This window comes from Phyllobacterium sp. CCNWLW183, from assembly GCF_037203775.1.
Lineage (GTDB): Bacteria > Pseudomonadota > Alphaproteobacteria > Rhizobiales > Rhizobiaceae > Phyllobacterium > Phyllobacterium ifriqiyense.
This window is the reverse complement of the sequence record NZ_JBBCBN010000002.1, coordinates 204,273-223,789: the sequence shown is the minus strand read 5'-3', so window position 1 is coordinate 223,789 and position 19,517 is coordinate 204,273. Positions and strand designations below refer to the sequence as shown.

The 19,517-nt window shown below is 53.8% G+C and carries 17 protein-coding genes; 11 read left to right on the top strand and 6 right to left on the bottom strand.

Annotation, left to right across the window (positions count from 1 at the left end; genetic code table 11):
- Genes V9K95_RS06850 through V9K95_RS06840 form a run of 3 tightly spaced genes read right to left on the bottom strand, consistent with a single transcriptional unit; the run spans position 1 to position 3,031 of the window.
- Positions 1-1,029: a FecCD family ABC transporter permease gene (locus V9K95_RS06850; RefSeq protein ID WP_442958544.1), complete on the bottom strand. Its 1,029-nt coding sequence runs from the start codon at positions 1,027-1,029 to the stop codon at positions 1-3.
- Between the two features lie 7 nt (positions 1,030-1,036).
- A complete protein-coding gene (locus V9K95_RS06845; protein ID WP_336440341.1) occupies positions 1,037-2,014 on the bottom strand; it encodes a FecCD family ABC transporter permease in 978 nt (325 codons plus the stop codon).
- A gap of 51 nt (positions 2,015-2,065) precedes the next feature.
- Positions 2,066-3,031, bottom strand: a complete 966-nt coding sequence (locus V9K95_RS06840; protein WP_336440342.1) for an ABC transporter substrate-binding protein — start codon at positions 3,029-3,031, stop codon at positions 2,066-2,068.
- A 338-nt stretch (positions 3,032-3,369) separates the two neighbouring features.
- Here V9K95_RS06840 and V9K95_RS06835 point away from each other — a divergent pair, with 338 nt between their 5' ends.
- The 9 genes from V9K95_RS06835 (at position 3,370) to V9K95_RS06795 (ending at position 13,426) form a co-directional block, all read left to right on the top strand.
- The gene (locus V9K95_RS06835) at positions 3,370-4,941 is read left to right on the top strand and encodes an ABC transporter substrate-binding protein (RefSeq protein WP_336440343.1); all 1,572 of its coding nucleotides are present in this window, start codon (positions 3,370-3,372) and stop codon (positions 4,939-4,941) included.
- Between the two features lie 52 nt (positions 4,942-4,993).
- A complete protein-coding gene (locus V9K95_RS06830; protein ID WP_336440344.1) occupies positions 4,994-5,947 on the top strand; it encodes an ABC transporter permease in 954 nt (317 codons plus the stop codon).
- Positions 5,910-6,782, top strand: coding sequence for an ABC transporter permease (locus V9K95_RS06825; protein WP_337345099.1), 873 nt, complete (start codon positions 5,910-5,912; stop codon positions 6,780-6,782). Before V9K95_RS06830 ends, V9K95_RS06825 begins: the two co-directional genes overlap by 38 nt.
- On the top strand, positions 6,782-7,624 hold the full coding sequence (locus V9K95_RS06820) for an ABC transporter ATP-binding protein (protein WP_336440346.1): 843 nt from the start codon (positions 6,782-6,784) through the stop codon (positions 7,622-7,624). The genes V9K95_RS06825 and V9K95_RS06820 overlap by 1 nt, the downstream gene beginning before the upstream one ends.
- A complete protein-coding gene (locus V9K95_RS06815; RefSeq protein ID WP_336440347.1) occupies positions 7,624-8,259 on the top strand; it encodes an ABC transporter ATP-binding protein in 636 nt (211 codons plus the stop codon). The genes V9K95_RS06820 and V9K95_RS06815 overlap by 1 nt, the downstream gene beginning before the upstream one ends.
- Before the next feature lie 359 nt (positions 8,260-8,618).
- Positions 8,619-9,614: an ornithine cyclodeaminase gene (locus V9K95_RS06810; protein ID WP_336440348.1), complete on the top strand. Its 996-nt coding sequence runs from the start codon at positions 8,619-8,621 to the stop codon at positions 9,612-9,614.
- On the top strand, positions 9,605-10,939 hold the full coding sequence (locus V9K95_RS06805) for a Y4yA family PLP-dependent enzyme (RefSeq protein WP_115054458.1): 1,335 nt from the start codon (positions 9,605-9,607) through the stop codon (positions 10,937-10,939). The genes V9K95_RS06810 and V9K95_RS06805 overlap by 10 nt, the downstream gene beginning before the upstream one ends.
- Entirely contained in the window at positions 10,936-12,003 is a 1,068-nt protein-coding gene (locus V9K95_RS06800) for a PLP-dependent cysteine synthase family protein (protein WP_336440349.1), read from the top strand. Before V9K95_RS06805 ends, V9K95_RS06800 begins: the two co-directional genes overlap by 4 nt.
- A gap of 4 nt (positions 12,004-12,007) precedes the next feature.
- Positions 12,008-13,426 (top strand): MATE family efflux transporter, encoded by a 1,419-nt coding sequence (locus tag V9K95_RS06795; RefSeq protein ID WP_115054456.1) that lies wholly within the window; start codon positions 12,008-12,010, stop codon positions 13,424-13,426.
- Positions 13,427-13,513: 87 nt separating this feature from the next.
- Here V9K95_RS06795 and V9K95_RS06790 read toward each other — a convergent pair whose 3' ends face one another.
- From V9K95_RS06790 to acnA, 3 genes are all read right to left on the bottom strand, one after another.
- Positions 13,514-13,885: a DUF2794 domain-containing protein gene (locus V9K95_RS06790; protein WP_115054455.1), complete on the bottom strand. Its 372-nt coding sequence runs from the start codon at positions 13,883-13,885 to the stop codon at positions 13,514-13,516.
- Between the two features lie 379 nt (positions 13,886-14,264).
- A complete protein-coding gene (locus V9K95_RS06785; protein ID WP_336440350.1) occupies positions 14,265-15,119 on the bottom strand; it encodes a DUF1223 domain-containing protein in 855 nt (284 codons plus the stop codon).
- Positions 15,120-15,225: 106 nt separating this feature from the next.
- The gene (gene acnA / locus V9K95_RS06780; protein WP_115054454.1) at positions 15,226-17,913 is read right to left on the bottom strand and encodes an aconitate hydratase AcnA; all 2,688 of its coding nucleotides are present in this window, start codon (positions 17,911-17,913) and stop codon (positions 15,226-15,228) included.
- Between the two features lie 283 nt (positions 17,914-18,196).
- On the opposite strand from acnA, the gene ccmA reads away from it, so the two are divergent.
- Positions 18,197-18,805 carry a heme ABC exporter ATP-binding protein CcmA gene (ccmA, locus tag V9K95_RS06775; protein WP_115054453.1) on the top strand — a complete coding sequence of 203 codons (609 nt, stop codon included), beginning with the start codon at positions 18,197-18,199 and terminating at the stop codon, positions 18,803-18,805.
- Positions 18,805-19,470, top strand: coding sequence for a heme exporter protein CcmB (ccmB, locus tag V9K95_RS06770; protein ID WP_307281353.1), 666 nt, complete (start codon positions 18,805-18,807; stop codon positions 19,468-19,470). The genes ccmA and ccmB overlap by 1 nt, the downstream gene beginning before the upstream one ends.
- The last annotated feature ends 47 nt before the right edge of the window (positions 19,471-19,517 follow it).

Sequence of the window (19,517 nt, the reverse complement as noted above, 5' to 3'; positions counted from 1 at the left end):
TCAAGGTATCTTGCGAAGCAGGGCGATCAATACCGGCACCCCAAAGACCGCCGTGACCACCCCGATGGGGATTTCTTCGGCCTGTCCGAGGAGACGGCCAAGAAGATCGCCCAAGGTAACAATGAATGCGCCGAGAGCAATGGTAAAAGGCAGTACAAGCGCGAAACGTTTTCCTGCCAAAAAACGGGCAAGATGCGGAACGACAAGTCCCACAAAAATGATGGGGCCAACAGCACCGACGGCACTTGCCGCAAGCGCGCAAGACAATAGCAGAACAACCGACAATTGTTTGCGATAGGAGAGACCGAAGGATCGTGCAACCGGGGGATCGAACCGCAAAAGGTCTATGGAGCGCCGCAGGATCGGCAACATAGCGAGCCCTGAAACTGTAAAGGGCAAGAGGAAAAGCACATGATTCCAGCTGCGTGCGTAAAGACTGCCGGATAACCATTCCAGGAGGATTTCAATGCGCGCTGAACCCCATCCGGCAATCAATCCGATAGCGGCGGCGTGCAGGACGGCGCCGATTGCGATGCCGCACAAGGTAATCCTGAGTGGTCCCAGATCGAGTCTGAAGGCGAGGAGATAAATGATGCCACCCGCCATGATGCCGCCGACAGTGCCAATAGCTGGTAGCCATGCGACCGGCAGTACCGCGAGCGTATTGGAGCCGGGATCGTAAATATAGACGGCAAACAAAAGGAAAATTGTGACGGCCAGCGTTGCACCCTGCGAAATTCCCATGATCGAGGGATCGGCGAGTGGATTTCGGGTGATGGTTTGCAACAAGAGTCCAGCGACGGCGAAATGAATACCTGCAAGTATTCCAGTAACAATACGCGGTAGCCGGATATCCAGAATGATTGATTTGGCTTGGTCAGAACCATGGCCCGCCATGACCGCTGCTACATCAGTGGCCGGAAGATCCGCAACGCCCAAGAACACCGCGGCCACAAATACCAGCACCATTAATGCGAGCAAAGTGAATAATGGTGCAATGAGAGATGGGCGTTGGACCGGGACGGACATTGTCATGTCAATGACCGCCTTTCAGCAAAAAACTTTGCGTTTGGACGAGATAGACAAAGAATGGGCCACCCAGCAATGCGGTGATAATTCCCACCGGAAGTTCGCGCGGCAGGGCAATGCTGCGGGCAATCACATCGGCAGTTACAACCATCAAAGCACCAATGGCGGTTGTCAAGGCAATTGACCATAGGGTGCTCTGCGGCTTGAGCAGTCGAGCAATATGGGGCGAGACAAGACCAACGAAAGCAACTGGTCCCGCGACCGGCGCGACACCGGCTACGGGCATAATAGCAAGCACAAGGAGTATCGGTTTCCACAAATTCATATTCAGGCCCATGCCGATGGATGCATGCTCGCTGAGTGCCAGCATGCCGATGACACGCTGGCAGGCAAAAGCGCCGACCACGGCAACAGCAACCCAAGGTGTCATGTACAGAAGCTGCGGCCATGATCTTCCCTGAAAACCGCCGGATAACCAGAAAAGGAGGGAAGGTGTTTGCGGTCCGCTGAGCAGCAGAACATAGGTGGTTATTGCTCCCAGAAAAAGTGAAACGCTGATGCCGCCAAGAGCAAGATGCAGCGGACGGCCCCTTCCGCCACGCGATATCCAAAGTGTCACCGAGGCAGCAGTCAGACCGCCAGCCAACCCGACAAATGGATGATAGACCGACGAAATCCACGGTAGAAATACAAAGCAGAATACGATGGGTGCTACGGCGCCCGATGCGACGCCGGTAATATCCGGACCAGCCAGAGGGTTGCGCGTTAGCGCCTGCAACAGATAGCCCGACACCGCCAACCCCGCGCCTGCCACAAGGGCCGAAAGGCTCCGGGGCAAGCGCAGTGTCCAAACAAGGATTGATTCAATCTTGCCATCGGGCGATACGAGAACCGATAGAACCTTGGACAATCCTAGCGGTTTGGAGCCGACGAGCAGGCCGGCAACCACAACCAGCAGGGCTGTTGCCACAATAAGGGCGGTCATAGTTGCTGATCGCCCCATCCCCGTTTTTTGCTTCTGCGCCAAGAAGTATAACTACTGAATGTCTGAAGGTATCAGCTTAGCGGCTTCCGCTCTGACATCGACCTTCGGGAAGGTGTCCGGATAAAGATAGTGCGCTGCTTCACGCAAAACGATTTCGCGGGCGATTGGACCGTTGGTTTCTACCCAATGATCGGCCACATAAAAAACGCTGCCATTCTTGACTGCAGAAAGCTGCTGCCAGATCGGGTTATTCTCGTGGGGGCGGTCGGGGCCAGAATCGTAGACAAAAATGACCTCGGGGTCTTTTTCCAGCATAGCCTCAAGACTGAGTTCTATCCCGAATGGTCCGCCGGGACGCATTGAGCCTGCGATATTGTCACCGCCGAGAGCCGCCACAATCGAGGCCGTCGTATTCTCGGTATGGAAAGACCACGGGGTATCTCCAGCCCACATGATCTGAAAACGCGGATGCACATTTTTCGGCGCTTTGGCACTGTATTCGGCAAGGTGCTGGGAGAATGCCGCATTCAGTTCATCGCCACGCTCGGGCTTGCCGAGTATCTTTGCAAGTTGGGAGATCTCGCGATTGCTTTCGCTCAAAAGCTCCATATTGTAAGCCACATAAGGCGCGATCTTCTGCAACTGTTCGGCATTGCCGATAGTGTAGCGGCGCATGGCAACGATAATGTCGGGTTTGGCTTCCGACAGCAATTCCAGATTTGGTTTGGCCCGCTGGCCGATTTGTTTGATCTGCTTTGTCATGCCCAGAAGAAAATCGGGGTCGCGACCGGCCGCCATGTAGGTGGTCGCCACTGGTTTGATACCAAGCGCGAACGCAACATCCGTAGCGAAATAAGAAATGGCGGCTATGCGTTTGGGTTCAACCGGCACTTGGACCGTCGTTCCCCGCTCATCAACGATGGATTGCGTCTTTGTGCTGTCAGCCGTAGCGGACCCCACTGTCAAAATACCAATCAAACCAATTGTACAAAGTGACTTAAGCCCATTGCCAAGCATAATAAGACCTTCTTGATTATGTGTAATAATATATCATCTAACATATAAATTGACTAAAACAATCATATTATCATACGGCTATCATCCGTATGCGGTGCTGTCAATAACAGCGCGCCGATCGCATCTACCGAGATCTAAAAACCGGAAAATTTCACGCCATAAAAAAACAGCTTGTGAGAAGATAGGTTATGTTATTAAGTATCGATTTGCGTGAATTGAGTTTGGAAATTTTTCTCCACGCCGCGCCGATTAATTTTGCAGTTTGTATTAAAAGGATTGATTTTTTAATGACCTCTTTAATGAACGTCAGGTGCTTGCTCGCTACTGCAATTACAAGCATGATTTTGGTTATTCCGCCTGCCTTGGCGGAAACATCGTCCCCTTCGGTCAACACCGTTATCATCATCGATGGAGATATGCTGGGCCGGTACAATCCAATCACTGGTCACGGCCGCAACGGCGACTCGCATATCTATCAAGGTCTTTATCGGATTGAGACAGGCGTTTTCAACAAGCAACCTGCCCTTACGCCAATCCTTGCTTCCGGTCCCAGTGTCGCAAGCGACAATAATCGCGTCTGGACGGTACCACTTCGCTCCGGTGTGCGTTTTTCCGACGGCACGACGTTTGGTCCCGAGGATGTCGTGGCCACCTTCAAGGCCCTGCTTGATCCTCGTTCCGCATCGTCGGAAATCTCTGCGTGGGACGAAGTGGAAAAGGTCGAGGCGGAGGGTAGCGCAGTTAAGTTTACGCTCAAGGAACCCTTGGCGGAGTTTGGTCGCCGCTTGCTCAATTCAATCGCCCCTTCCGAAGCGTTCGATTTCGTCAATCTTGGTAAAGCGGAAAACTCTTCGCTTAATGACAAGCCTATTGGCACGGGTCCATATGTGCTGACCGAACTTCGGCCTGACCAAGCTATCATGAGTGCGCGTGCCGATTATTGGGACAGCAAGCCACAGGTCGACAAGATCATCATCCGCCACACGGCCGATGAAAATGCCCGCGCTCAGCAACTGCGCGCCGGTGAGGGTGATGGCAGTATGCTGGCTGCCGAGCTGGCGCAAACATTTCAGGCTCCTGAGTTTGAAGTAATTTCCGTTCCTACTGCCGATTGGCGAGGCCTTACGCTCCCGGCTGGCGATCCGGTTGCCGGTGACGATGCGGTGCGCCTTGCTGTTAATCTCGCAGTGGATCGTGAGAGCATGGTCAAGCATGTGCTGAAAGGGCATGGCGTTGCGAATTCCACCTTTTTGGCTTCGTTTTATGGTGACAGCTATGACCCGGCCCAAGAGTTTCCATATGATCCCGAGCAGGCAAAGAAAATTCTCGACAATGCGGGGTGGGTCGTGGGGCCGGATGGCGTGCGCGCTCGGAACGGTCTGCGTGCAGCCTTCGACGTTATCTATTTCCCCAATCGTGATCGTGCGCGCAAGGATCTAAGTCTTGCTGCCGCCAGTGATCTTAAGAAAATTGGCATTGAGCTCAATCTGGTAGCGCAGGACTCCAAGTCAGTAACTGCGGAAGTTTACGCCCGCACGCCAGTCATGCTGGGCGGCGGCGGCATACCTTACTCGATTGATGGCCAGATTTATCATATTCTGCACTCAAAATATGCCAAGTCCGGAGTGGGAGCGAAATGGGACAATGGTTCTGATTACATCAATCCGACTGTCGATCGCTTGCTGGATGAAGCGCGCGTTCAACAAGATTCCGATAAGCGGGTCGATTTATACCGGCAGATACAGCAGCAATATCGATTGAAGCCTGCCATGCTGCAACTGGCCTATCTCAATCATGTTTATGTGAAGCGGCAGCAAGGTTTCACAAGGGATGCTGCGATTCTGGAGCCTCATACGCATGGAGTGGGGTTTGGCCCATGGTATGCGATCGAAAATTGGCAGAGGCAATAGTGTGGGTATGTTGCATGAAAGGTGGCGCCGTCGGCGCCACGATATTCTTGTCATGGTTGCCAGACGCTTCGGATTTTTGATCCCACTTCTCGTCCTCGTCACCATTGGTGTCTTTGCGCTTGCGGCGGTGAGTCCTTATGATCCTCTTGATGCCTATATGGACGGCCGTGCCGGAGAGCTCAGCATTGCGCAACAGGCAAAACTCGTCACAGAATTGCGTCTGGATGCTCCCTGGTATCTGACATGGTGGGAGTGGATAAGCAGCCTGTTTCGCGGAGAACTCGGCATATCCCGATCGTACTATCAGCCGGTTGCGCAGGTTCTTCGGGACCGATTGCCATGGACCCTTCTATTGGGCGTAACAGGATTGATGATCAGTGTGGTTGTATCGCTCCTGTTGGGCGCCATTGCCGGCTTTCGACCGCAAAGCCTGATCAGTCGCTCGATCGGTGTTCTGACGATCATACTGCAGGCAACCCCTCCATTTGTCCTTGCGCTTTCCGCACTTGGTCTTTTTGCTTTGTCACTGCATTGGGCGCCGACTGGAGGGCTGACATATCCGGGGCAGCCAATAGGCTTTGCATCGACAGTGAGCCACCTTCTGCTTCCAGGCCTGGTTTTGGGCGTAACTCAGATACCATGGCTGGTTTTAAGCCTGAAGGATTCTATTGCCGAAGTGTTGACCTCTGATGCGGTGCGGGGCGCGCGTGTTCGCGGCATCCCGTACCCGATGATTCTGCGCCGACACGTCCTGCCAACTGCATTGCCACCTTTCATAGCGCTGGTGGGCGCGCGGTTACCGGAACTTGTTGTCGGTTCTGTTCTCGTTGAAACAATTTTCGCCTGGCCGGGCTTGGGAAGCGCGCTCGTCAGAAGCGCGCAATCTCTAGACTTTCCTCTGCTGACCTTTCTCACGCTTGCCATAACAATGCTGGTGCTGATCGGAAATCTGCTGGCGGATGTGATCTATGTCATTCTCGATCCGCGCGTGGACGCCGATGCTTGAGGTCTCGTGGAATCGACGATTGTGGCCCTCTCCAGCCGTATCAATAGCCTGGGCTGTACTTATGCTGATCGGCGGCTATGCATTTATTGTGCCTTGGGTAACCAATGTTGATCCCCTATCGGCTGACTTTGCGCGCAGCGGGCTTGCGCCTGGTGCAGGTGGTCTTTTCGGCACGGACTCTGCTGGCCATGATCTATTTATCAGAGTGGCGACCGGGCTGCGAATATCGTTGACGATTGCGCTGACGACGGCCGTCGGATCGAGCCTGTTTGGCATGCTGCTTGGAATTCTTGCGGGTATGACGGGCGGCTGGGTCGACCGAACCATTACGCGCCTTATGGATGGAATGAACGCGTTGCCACATGTTTTGCTCGGGGTGATCATCGTGTCCCTATTCCGAGGCTCACTGCTGGCAATTATTGCCTCTCTTGTTCTAACGCATTGGATTCAGATTGCGCGCATCGTGAGAGCGCAGATATTGGGGCTTCGACATGCCGAATATGTCGAGGCGGCATGGCTTTCAGGGATGAGTCGCTGGCAGATCATTTGGTACCATCTTGTGCCTGCATCACTTGGTCAAAGCATGATCGGACTCGTACTCCTCATACCGCATGCAATCTGGCATGAATCGACTTTGTCGTTCCTTGGGATTGGACTCCCTGTGCACAAAGCATCGCTCGGCACGCTCCTTGCCGATGCGCAAGGGGCTTTGCTGCTTGGGCAATGGTGGCTGCTTGTATTTCCAAGCCTGTTTTTAATCGCGGTTACCTTGTCTATCGGGATTGTGGGTACGAACCTCACGGGCCGCATGAATGGCGTGCGGGGTTCTATTTGATGACTGTAATTATAGACGATCTCACCATCCGACTGCCACTTTTGAACGGCGGTGTCGTACATGCGGTTACACGGGTCAGTCTTACGCTGGAGCAGGGCCGCATTCATGCGGTGGTGGGCGAATCCGGTTGCGGAAAATCAATGATTGCGCAAGCTCTTACAGGGATGCTGCCACGCTCGGCCAAGGTCACAGGCAATATTACTTATGATGGGCAGAGCATTTTTGGGCGGGAACGTGAACTGGCGGGCCGCAATATTGCGCTTATACCACAATCGGCAGCCACCTTCCTGACGCCGGTGCGCACCGTGGGATCGCAGCTCACTGAGACTGTCACTGTCCTTGGCGGCCCGCTTACGCCTAGCGAGCTGATGAGCCATGTTGATCTCAGCCCCACCGCGCTCAGCCTCTATCCGCATGAACTGTCCGGCGGAATGGCGCAGCGCGCAGCGGTTGCCTTCGCGTTGGCGGGAAATCCGCAAGTAATTATTGCTGACGAGCCGACGGCTTCTCTGGATCCCGATCTTACGGTGGGCCTCTTGCGCCTTTTACGCGGGACAGCAGATGCGGGCGCTGCCGTGATCCTCATCACGCATGATATAGCGGAGCTCATCGATAGCGGTGCTGCTGACACTGTCAGCGTCATGTATGCTTCCCGAATGGTAGAGAGCGGGCAGGCACGCGATATATTGGTTGGCGGAGCAAAGGAGCGTTACACCCGCGACCTGCTTGCCGCATTACCCCGCAATGGATTGCACATGATGCCGGGCGTGCCACCCGTGCTCACTGATTTGCCCGAAACCTATAATTACGCGGCACGGCTTTCAGCCGCCGGAGCGCTGTGATGGCTTGCTTGAAAGCAGAGAATGTAATTGTTGAATTCGGGCATTCCCAGTCTGGTCCCGTCCGGATTCTCGACAAGGTTTGCCTCACTGTTCATGCCGGGTCGATATTGGGTTTGACCGGGCCATCCGGGACAGGAAAAACAACCCTCGGGCGGGTGATGGCGGGCCTTATCCAACCATCATATGGACTGGTCACTTGTGATGGTTTTAGCGTCGGAAATGTCCGTGGCCGCTCCGGCCGAACGGTGCAGGGCAGAATAGGCATGATGTTCCAGTCTCCCCGCCGTTCATGCAATCCAAAACTGACCTTGGGGAAAACCATCCGGCAGGTCGCCAAACCGCATGTTGATGTTGACGAACTCATTGCTTCTGTCGGATTGACACGCGACCTCTTAGAGCGATACCCCGCGCAGGTTTCCGACGGCCAGCTTCAACGCGCTGCCATGGCCAGAACCGTCGCGGCAAAGCCGAACTACATTATTCTCGACGAGATGAGTGCGATGCTTGATCCCGCCACGACCGCTACGGTTGTCAATGCGGTCCGCAGGTTTGTTGCAAATGGGGGCGGTGCTTTGCTGATCAGCCATGACCACGAGTTGGTTGGTGCGGTGGCAGATGAAGTGCGCAACCTCTAAAAGGAAGTCCCGAAAATACCGCCAGTCACCAAAATGTATTCGATACGTAATAGGGATGTAATAATGTTGCGAATAATGATCGTTGTATTTGAAATGCTCGTCCGATTTACAGTTCAATGAATTCCAGATTGCAAAGCGAGTAACCAGACGTTCCGTTCATATTGATCCCGTTTTCAGATCAACCTTCATGGAGGTACTTGGGAGTCCGGCCTCCCTCAATTTTGTTGGCACCACCCTTTTAAGCAACGTCTTCACCTGACCTGATTATTTTACATCGGCACAATCAATGCGCCGGCTATGCGTTACACAAGAAATTATTGCTGTTCATCGCGACAAGATCATTTGGAAAGAGATTAATTTTGACCAAATCCTATATGCACACACCTGCAATTCACATCCTTACCCGTTCCGATCTTGCCGACATTGAGCTGCCGCCAGCTGATATTATCCGGCTCGTGGAAGATGCTTACGCATTCTATGCAAATGGACAATCCCGTTGTCCGACAAAGCTTATGATGCCGCTACCACTCGAGCAGCGCGATGCCGTTGCCTATTCAATGCTTGGTTATGATGGCGCACTCCAACAGGCCGGGTTCAAAACCTCGTACCGTCAAGGAGCCGAGAGCGCGGAAAAATATTACACCACTATCAGCCTTTACGATGACACAACCGGTTTGCCATTTGCGTTGATGGACTGCCATCGCGTAGGCGGCCTGCGCACGCCTGCAACAACGGCACTTATTGCCAGGAGTTGCGCAAAAGAGAATGCCATTTCTGCATTGATGATTGGAACCGGAGCACAGGGCATCAATACGCTTCCTTTTCTTTTGACCGCTCTTCCAGATCTCGAAACGCTGCGGCTTTTCGGGACGCACCCGGACGGCATAGCTGCCAGCTTGGAAATGTTTGCACGCTATTTTCCGGGTCGTAGCATCGAGCTGGTAACGGATGTTCCCGCAGCAGTTGCCGAATCTGACATTGTGATCGCCGCCTCGGGTCGTGCCGCCCATCCCAAAGTTGAGACCAAATGGCTGAAACAGGGTGGATTGCTGATTTCGGTCGCAAGCAAGGGCGTCGCAGGCGGAGCGCTGGGAGATGCCGACTATGCCATTGCGACAAATGAAGGTCAGCTGGGCGTCACGGGAAAACGTCTTGCCGGACCCGATGGCATTGCCAGAATTGATGCAGAACTGCCTGATATCATTGTCGGCCGCAAAAGCGGACGCCGTTCACAGCAGGATCGCGTATTTGCTTTCAGCAGCGGCATGATCATCACAGACATTCCTGTTGCCCATGCACTTGCAACAAGAGCCATCGCCGCCGGACGCGGAAACAGGATTGAGCTATGGAAATAGGCCTCAACTCCGTACGCGCCTTGGAGCGCCCCTGGGCTCTGGCTGTAAGACAGGATTCCGCTCTTCTGCGCCAGATCAGCAACGCAATCGAGGGCCCGTTTCATCTCATTCACCCGGATAGTTTTGCCGCCAATCTCGAGGCATTCCAGACTATTCTCAAACAGCGCAATGTGAGCGGGCATGTCTATTTCGGCAAGAAGGCCAATAAAGCGGGAGCGTGGTTGCGCGAAGTGGCAAAACTGGACGGCTCAGTTGATGTTGCCAGTGTCCCGGAATTTGTCCACGCTCTGGCAAACGGTATTTGCGGCAGTAATATCGGTGTTACGGGAGCAGCAAAGAGTGATGATCTTCTCTGGCTGTCTTGCCGCCATAAAGCAACTGTCGCTATTGACGCCTTGGACGAACTGGAACGGGCAATCAGCATTGCCAAGTATTCTGTTCCATTGCAGATTTTGCTGCGGGTGCTGCCTCCCCATGCGCCCAATAGTCGTTTTGGGCTGAACCAGGCAGACCTGGATACTGCGCTGAAGCGTTGCGCCGAATCCCGTGAATACGTCATCATGAATGGCTATTCTTTCCACCTTGATGGCTATGCGGTCGCTCCGCGTGCTGAATTGGCATTGGCGCTCATTGATCGCTGCCTTGAAGCGCGCAAGCAAGGGTTTCCCAGTGCCGCTATCTCAATTGGCGGCGGCTTTGCCTGTCATTATATCGATGAGCAGGACTGGCATTCCTTTCTTGAAGCAATGGACCCGTCACAGTTTCACGCCGGGAAGACCTTTAACCACTTTTATCCATACTACCAGTCGCCAACCGGCGCCGCGATGCTGGATGCCGTACTCCAATCACCCGCCACGACTGGCACTTTGGCTTCGCGCCTCGCTGATGCGCAAATTCAGCTCTATCTGGAACCTGGAAGAGCTCTGCTGGATGGGGCGGGGATGACCGTCTTTCCGGTGCAGGGATATAAACAGAACGACAAACACGGGATCGTTACGGTTGCAGGGATCAGCATGAGCTTGTCCGAGCAATGGAAGAACAGTGAGTTTCTGCCTGCACCATTTCTTGTTCAACACGGAGAGGCTCGGCCACAGAACCCCGTCAGCGCGGCGATCGGTGGATCGAGCTGTATGGAATATGACGTCCTGACGTGGCGGAAAATCAATTTCCCTGCGCCACCTCGTTATGGCGACCACATCATCTACCCCAATACTGCCGGCTATCAGATGGATAAAAATGAAAGCGAGTTTCACCAACTTGCCTTGCCCCCCAAGATCGTCGTGACCGAGGACAATGAGCGTTTTACGTGGAGGATTGACCGATGAATGTGTATAGCAATCCTTCCTTTGAACGTATTAAAACCAAATCTTCCGAGCTGATTGGCGACACACCATTATTGGAGCTGTCGCGCACCGGTTCGGGCAGCCGGCTGCTGCTGAAATTGGAACAGTTTAATCCAACCGGCTCATGTAAAGTGCGGATGGCCCGGGAGATGATTCTTGCGGCCGAGCGCGATGGCAAGCTCAAACCAGGAGGACATATTGTTGAACCAACCTCGGGCAATACAGGAACCGGGCTTGCATTGATCGCTCTTGAGCGTGGTTATAAATTTACGGCCGTTGTGGATAATCATGCCTCGCGCGACAAACTGCGGGTCATGCAAGCGATGGGCGCCGAGCTTGTATTCGTGGAAAGCAATACCGAGGGTCCGAGCACGGTTGCCAGACGCCGTGTAGCTGGCGAGATTGTAAAGGCTACCGGCGCTTTCTGGCCGGATCAGCACTACAATCCGAGCAATAATGAAGGCTATACCGGGCTAGCCATGGAACTGCTTCGGGATGTTGGAACAGATATCGACTATCTGGTTGGCGCGGTGGGAACAGGGGGAACACTGTGTGGAACGGTCAAAGAACTGCATCGTCTCGGTTCTCATGTGACAAGCATTGGCGTGGAGCCTGCCGGATCGATTATTTTCGGCGGAGCCCCGGGCAAATACTGGCAGACCGGGGCCGGAGCGCCGGCCGGTTTTACGGTTGGACCCAATGTCGAGCACGAACTGATCGATGAGGGCCTTACAGTAAACGATATTGATGCATTCACGGCGGCACGTGTGGTGGCGCGCAGAACCGGCCTTCTCGTTGGCGGCACTGCAGGCGCTGCCATCCACGTTGCTCTCAAACGTTTGGCGCTCGTGGAGCCAAAGAGCATTATGGTCGTCCTGGTTTGTGATGCCGGAGAAAAATATCTCGACAGCGTTTTCAATGATGATTGGCTTAACGAGCGGCAGCTTCTGGACAAACCGGCGCATCGTCGCCTTGACCAGCTTTTTGACGCCTATATTGAATCGATAAGGTTGGCATCAGTGCCTCCGACGACGTTGTGGGCCTAAAGCGATGCCGATAAATTTCAGACAGTATAAAGAAATTCTGGATTTGGCTGCGCCCATTGCAGGTATCCAGTTTGCCCAGGTTGCCCTGACAAGCACCGATCTGCTGATGATGGGTTTCATCAGTGTTCAGGCCGTTGCAGCCGGGGGCCTTTCGCTGCTGCTTTATAACCAGCTGCGTACCATGTGCGTTGGTATGGTGACGGGGGTTGGCAATCTCATTGCTGCTTCGGTCGGACGCAGCGAGAAACGTACCGGAACATCTGCAATTGACGACGTCGCGACTGACGAAATACGCGACCTGCTGTGTGCCTCAATATTGATTGCAACAATTGCGGCGACGATTGCCGGCGTCATATTGGTGATTTTCAGCCAAATCCTGACTTTCCTTGGCCAAGCGACTGCGGTGGCAACTTTGGCCAAGCCGATCATGCTGACCTTGGCCCCGGGCTTGCTGCCAATGCTGTGGCTAAACGTGTTGCGGCAGTTCGCGGTCGGCATGCGCCGCGCCGGTTCCTTATTGACCGTTACGATAATATCCATAGCCGTCAATGCTGGCCTGAACCTGATCTTCATCTATGGTTGGCTCGGGATACCTCCGCTTGGATTGGCTGGAATTGGCCTTGCCACCACCCTGGTTCAGGCATGGACATTTCTGGTCTATCTGAGAACCGTCCGGCGTGATGATGCGCTCAGGCCTCTGCTTGCGCTCGATGGATGGCGGGCACGCCCGGCAACATTGGCGATCATTACCCGGATGGGCCTGCCGATTACGCTGACATATGGTTCCGAAGCAGCGATCACTTCGATAGCAACGGTCTTCATGGGAACCTTCGGTCCGTTAGCATTGGCGGCTTCCAATATCGTCAATCAACTTGCCTATATTGTTTACCAGCTCAATATTGGCCTTTCGCAAGGTTCATCAATTCTTGTGAGCAGGACGGTCAGCAAGGGGCAGGCAGATCAGGTCAGCGCTATTGCACGACGAACATTCGCGATCAGCTTCAGTGCAATGGCAATTATCGGCCTTGTCTATGTGTTCCTGCCTGAAATAGTTTTGCTTCCATTTCTCGGTGGCCGGGCCGATCCATCCCTGTTCGGGGCGGCAGCCACATTATTATGGTTCGCCATTGCGCATCAATTCTTCAAAGGCTCACAGAATATCTGTGTCGGCTTGTTACGTGGGCTTGGAAAAACGAAGGTGGCCCTGTTCAATACACTTGTGGGTTACTGGCTTATCGGGATCCCCGCGATGGTGTTGTGCGCATACGGGTTCGGATGGGGCAGCTATGGCATCTGGTTCGGGTTGTGCCTTGGCTTTGGCAGTACAAGCATTCTGTTATGGTGGCGCTTTATTGCGGAGCTTAACACCGCCCGGCTGGCCATTTCTAAAAATCAGCAAGTTTTCCAGATAATATCGGGCTGATGCGCTTCAGAAAGATAAAGCCATGCGTGAGCAATGTTTCAAAGATCGCGCTTGGCAGATTTGGCATGCGCTATTGAGCGGCCTGTTCTAGCTGCGTACGATGCTCAGCGTCTTGTCAAAAATGCGCAAGACCCTGTCGAGTTCGTGCCCGCGTTTAAGAATAAGGCCGCTTGCGGCGATAACGCTATAGGCACCCTGTTTGCGTGACAGTTTCGGGTTCTTTTCAATGCGGAACATCGGGACTTCGCTGGTGCGCCGGAAAACCGAAAAGATTGCTCTGTCGGAAAGATGGTCAATGGCATAATCCCGCCATTCGCCAGCGGACACCATAAACCCATAAACACGCAAAATTTGATTGAGTTCGCGCCGGTCGAAGGTAATCGGCAAATCATTATTTCGAACGAGGGGGATGAGTTTCGCCTGGCGCTGCGAATCGTCGCCACCTGCATTGCTTTCCATCAATCAACCGCCTTTGAATTTGTCGTGTGACACCTGGATGACAATAAGGTGACCCCATCTGGACAATTTTACAAGCTTGCAATTTTCTTGCTGCGCAAATTTTGTGAAAACAGTGCCTTCGTTTCCGCACCTCACGAACCAATACGGGGTGAAGCCAATGGTGATGATGCGACACATTCTCGCCATCTTCCTTACGCATTGCCGCCGAAATTCAAACCGAACATCCAGCTGTGTTGCCAGAGATGGTTTGATCAGGGCAGTTCGATTACCCAAGCCCCCCGCCCAAGCGGATTGTTCAGATCAGATCAATAATCTCAGTATATTTGGCAACATGCCCCAATAGCTCAGGCCGGATTTATCCGGCCTGTTTTTGTTTCAGCTATTTGGACGCCATGATTGACGCACCGATGATTGGCCCGGGCTTGCCGTCGCCAAGCATCTCTTGCAACAGCACCGCGCAACCTGAGGCCTTCTTGCTGGCAAGCTCACTCATTGGGATCTCGATCTTTTGAGCATTGCCATCCCACATGCCCACGGTTTCCATGGCACGAACGCTATTGGCATAACTCACCATACGTCCGGTATTTTCGCCGCCGGGGATAGAGACGATGCTCTCGCGATTGAAATATGCAAGGACGACACGGACAGGATTAGCCGTAACCGATCCCGAGCCTATATCAATAAGAAGCCGGTTTTTTGCAGCTTTCTCAATGGAAACCGACACTGTCAGCCCCATGGGTGTATTGCGCATATCGGCAATGCGGCGGCGAATCTTCGTTTCGTCCTGCCCATTCATATGCTCGCGTCCATTGACGATGACCTGCGGCGTATAAACGCCATTGAGACTCAAGGCTTTGCGATATTCGTTCTGGCGTTCGGTGTTTTCGGGCAAAGCAAGATTGTCGGTCCAGCCCCGATAGTCCCAGTAGTCGACATGGAAAGCCAGCGCCACAACCTTTCCTTCCCCCGCCAGTTCTTTGAGAATAGCATCGGCAGGGGGACATGAACCGCAACCTTGCGACGTATAAAGCTCGACGACGCCTTCCGGCTTGGTTCCCGCATCTTCTGCACAGACCGGAACCACATAAGCAATCGCTGCCAAAACGGGCAGGCCGATCGCCAAGAGTTTTGAAGTGGTGCGCGTAAGCAAGATTGCGGGGCTTTCTTCGTGAAATTTATAAATCTTATCTGTCAGATTGGTTGTCAGAAGATTGATAGGAGTCCGTTCATTCAAGGGGAAGTCACTTTGAGGTGAATTCGATCACGAATGCTGTACCATTCAACGATGAAGGGCCGCCGATCGCCCGGCGGCCCTTCAAAATCAATTATATGATGTCGAATCAGGCAGCCAGATCGCGCAGAACATATTGCAGGATGCCGCCATTCTTCAGATACTCCAGTTCATCGATAGTATCGATGCGGCAGATCAGAGGAACCTGCTTCACTTGCCCATCAGCGAATGTCACTGTCGCAAATGTTTTCTGGCGGGGCTGGATCGTGGCAAGCCCCTCGATGGAAACAATTTCATCACCCTTCAGACCCAGTGACTGCCAGCTTGTACCTTCTTCAAGAACGAATGGGACAATGCCCATGCCGACAAGGTTCGAACGGTGGATACGCTCGAAAGACTGAGAAATAACCGCGCGAACACCGAGTAGGTTTGTGCCCTTCGCCGCCCAGTCACGTGATGAGCCATTGCCATATTCCACGCCAGCGAAAATCACCAGCGGCACATTCTCGCGGCGATATTCCATTGCCGCATCATAGATCGGCATTTCTTCCTTGGTTGGATAATGGATGGTGTAACCACCTTCGCGGCCATTCTCACCCAGCATGTGATTGCGGATGCGGATATTGGCAAAAGTACCGCGCATCATCACTTCATGGTTGCCACGACGCGTGCCGTACTGGTTGAAGTCCAGCGGAGCCACGCCATGATCGGTCAGATATTGACCAGCAGGTGAGGCGGCCTTGATGGAACCGGCCGGAGAAATATGGTCGGTCGTGATCTTGTCGCCGAACAGGCCAAGAATGCGCGCACCCTTGATGTCGTTGACAATGCCCGGGGTTTTACCCATGCCGACAAAGTAAGGCGGGTTCTGCACATAGGTGGAATTGTCATCCCATGCATAGGTCTGACCGGCTGGCACTTTAACGTTCTGCCAATTTTCATCGCCCTTGAACACATCCGCATATTTTGCCGAAAAGAGCTTGCGGGTAACGTTCTTGGTGATGAATTCTTGGATTTCATGGCTGGAAGGCCAGATATCCTTGAGGAAAACGGGATTGCCATTCTGATCTTCGCCGAGCGGCTCGGTTGTCAGATCCTTGGTAACCGTTCCGGCCAAAGCGTAAGCGACAACCAGCGGCGGCGATGCAAGATAGTTAGCCTGGACGTCTGGCGATACACGGCCTTCGAAATTGCGGTTGCCGGAAAGAACGGCAGCGGCAATCAAACCCTTATCATTGATCGTCTTGGAGATCGGCGCAGGCAATGGACCGGAGTTGCCGATGCAGGTGGTGCAACCGAAGCCGACAAGATTGAAGCCAAGCTTGTCGAGTTCAACCTGCAGACCTGCGCTTTCCAGATAGGCGGCAACGACCTGCGAGCCGGGGGCGAGCGAAGTCTTGACCCAAGGCTTGGATTTCAAACCCTTGGCAACTGCGTTGCGGGCGAGGAGGCCAGCGGCAATCAGAACACTTGGATTTGACGTATTGGTGCAGGACGTGATGGCGGCAATGGCAACGTCGCCATGGCCCAGATCATAATTCTCGCCCTCGACCTGATAACGCGCATCGAGTTGTTCAGTCTTCTTGTATTCCTTCTGCAATGATTCGCGGAAGCCGGAAGCAATTCCTTCCAGCGCGATACGGCCTTCAGGACGCTTGGGGCCAGCCATGGAAGGCACAACCGTGCCGAGATCCAGTTCCAGCGTATCGGTGAAGACCGGATCAGCAGAGCCCGCTTCACGCCACATGCCCTGAGCCTTTGAATAGGCTTCAACCAACGCCAGACGATCTTCGTCACGGCCAGACATATGCATATAGTTGATGGTTTCATTGTCGATCGGGAAGAAGCCGCATGTTGCGCCATATTCCGGACCCATATTGCCGATGGTGGCGCGGTCAGCCAATGTCATCGAATCAAGACCAGGGCCGAAGAACTCGACGAACTTGCCGACAACACCCTTCTTGCGCAGCATCTGAACAACGGTAAGAACCAGATCGGTTGCCGTAACGCCTTCCTTGACCTTGCCGGTCAGGCGGAAGCCGATGACTTCCGGAAGAAGCATGGAAACTGGCTGACCGAGCATGGAAGCCTCGGCTTCGATGCCGCCAACGCCCCAGCCAAGAACGCCAAGACCATTGACCATGGTGGTGTGCGAGTCCGTACCAACGCAGGTATCAGGATAAGCGACAGTCACGCCGTCTTCTTCCTTGGTCCAGACGCCTTGTGCCAGATATTCGAGGTTGACCTGATGGCAAATGCCCGTGCCGGGCGGAACAACGCGGAAGTTCTTGAATGCCTGTTGGCCCCATTTCAGGAAGCGGTAACGCTCGCCATTGCGCTCATATTCCAGATCCACATTGCGCTTGAAGGCCTGTGGATTGCCGAATTCATCGACGATGACGGAATGGTCGATAACCAGATCGACCGGGACGAGCGGATTGATCTTTTCAGGGTCACCACCAAGATTGACCATTGCATCACGCATGGCGGCAAGATCGACGACTGCTGGAACGCCGGTGAAATCCTGCATGAGAACGCGGGCAGGGCGGTAAGCAATTTCTGCCCCGGCAGAACCGCGATCAACAAGCCACTTGGCGACATTCTCAATATCTTTCTTGAAAACCGAGCGGTTGTCTTCAAAGCGAAGCAGGTTTTCAAGCAGGACTTTCATGGAGAATGGGAGGGCGGAAATGCCTTCCAAGCCGTTCTTTTCGGCTTCGGTCAAACTGAAATAAACATATTCCTTATCCCCTACGGTGAGGGTTTTACGGCATTTAAAACTATCGATCTGAGACATTTTGCGTTCGTCCTTATGCTGCGGCCTAACCCGGGACGAACGCCTTTGCCGCGTTTCAAGGACGCGCTAAGGTGCGGGTGCAGTCATTTCCGCTGTCCGTCCCAGCAAATACCGGGAAGTATTCGCTTGAGATCGGCCAAAATTGTTTCCATGCCGACCGCTGGCATGGTTGACTGGTATATAGAGTTTTTCCGCGATTTGTGCCAGACCGTAAGGCGCAAAAATACGGGCTGCGGCGAAATGGTCATTTGGTTGCGCTCAAAACAGAAAAAGCGGGTTTTTCATGCAGTTAGTGGCCAAAGGGTTGGGCGGAGAGCGGGGCGGGGAAATCTTGTTTTCTGACCTCAACTTTACCATTCAGGCTGGCGAAGCCCTACTCATCACCGGGCCAAATGGCGTCGGCAAATCGACCTTGTTGCGAATCGCGGCAGGATTGTTGCGGCCAGCCGAGGGAGAAATAGTGCTGCAGGATAATCGTGAGCAATTCGAAACGTTGGGCGCGGCATGTCATTTTGTCGGGCATATGAATGCGATGAAACCCGCGCTGACGCTGGACGAAAATTTGCGGTTTTGGCAATCCTTTTATGGCGGCGGAGCGCGGCATGTGTCCGAAGCGCTTGAAATGGTGGGATTGGCCGATATCAGCCATTTGCCCTTTGGCTATCTTTCCACCGGCCAAAAACGACGCGCCAGCATAGCGCGGCTTCTTTCCAGTGACAGGCCCGTATGGCTTTTGGATGAGCCGACCGCTGGACTGGATAAGTCATCCGAAACACAGTTTTCGGCGTTGATGCAGGCTCATCTTGGCAATGGCGGTATCATCGTGGCGGCCACGCATCTGCCTCTCGGATTGCCGCATTCGCAAGAACTGACACTCGAGGCTGTTCACTGATGGGCGCATTGTTCGTGCGAGATGCCCGCCTTGGTTTACGGGCAGGCGGCGGCGCACTGGTCGGGATATTGTTTTTTCTGGCTGTGATTGCTGTCGTGCCTTTCGGCGTCGGGCCCGATCTCAAGCTCCTCGCGCGCATTGGCGCGGCCATGCTGTGGATCGGCGCACTGCTTGCAACTCTCCTTGGCCTCGACCGGCTGTTTCAGGCAGATCGTGATGATGGCTCGCTTGATCTTCTCATCATGAACTCCGAACGCCGCATGCTGGCGATCACGGTGCTGGTGAAATGCCTCGCCCATTGGACAGTGAGCGTTTTGCCGTTGGTTATTGCCGCGCCCTTGCTGGGCCTGTTCATGAATATGGAGCCGCTGGCAATTGGTGCAGTCACATTGACCCTTCTGATAGGAACGCCGGCCATCACGCTTATAGGGGCTGTCGGTGCGGCTGTTGCAGTCTCGCTGCCGCGTGGTGGACTGCTTGTTTCGGTGATTGTTCTGCCTCTTACCATTCCGGTGCTCATCTTCGGTGTATCTGCGTCCTATGGCGCAATTGAAGATCCGGCCCCATTTCTGGCACCTTTGCTTATTCTAGGTGCGATTACATTGTTCTTTGCGGTTATCGGTCCGTGGGCGGCGGCAGCTGCACTTAAATCATCCGCCGACTGACAGACTGGTGAATTGCGCAACGAAATATGAAAAGCTAAGAGATATTT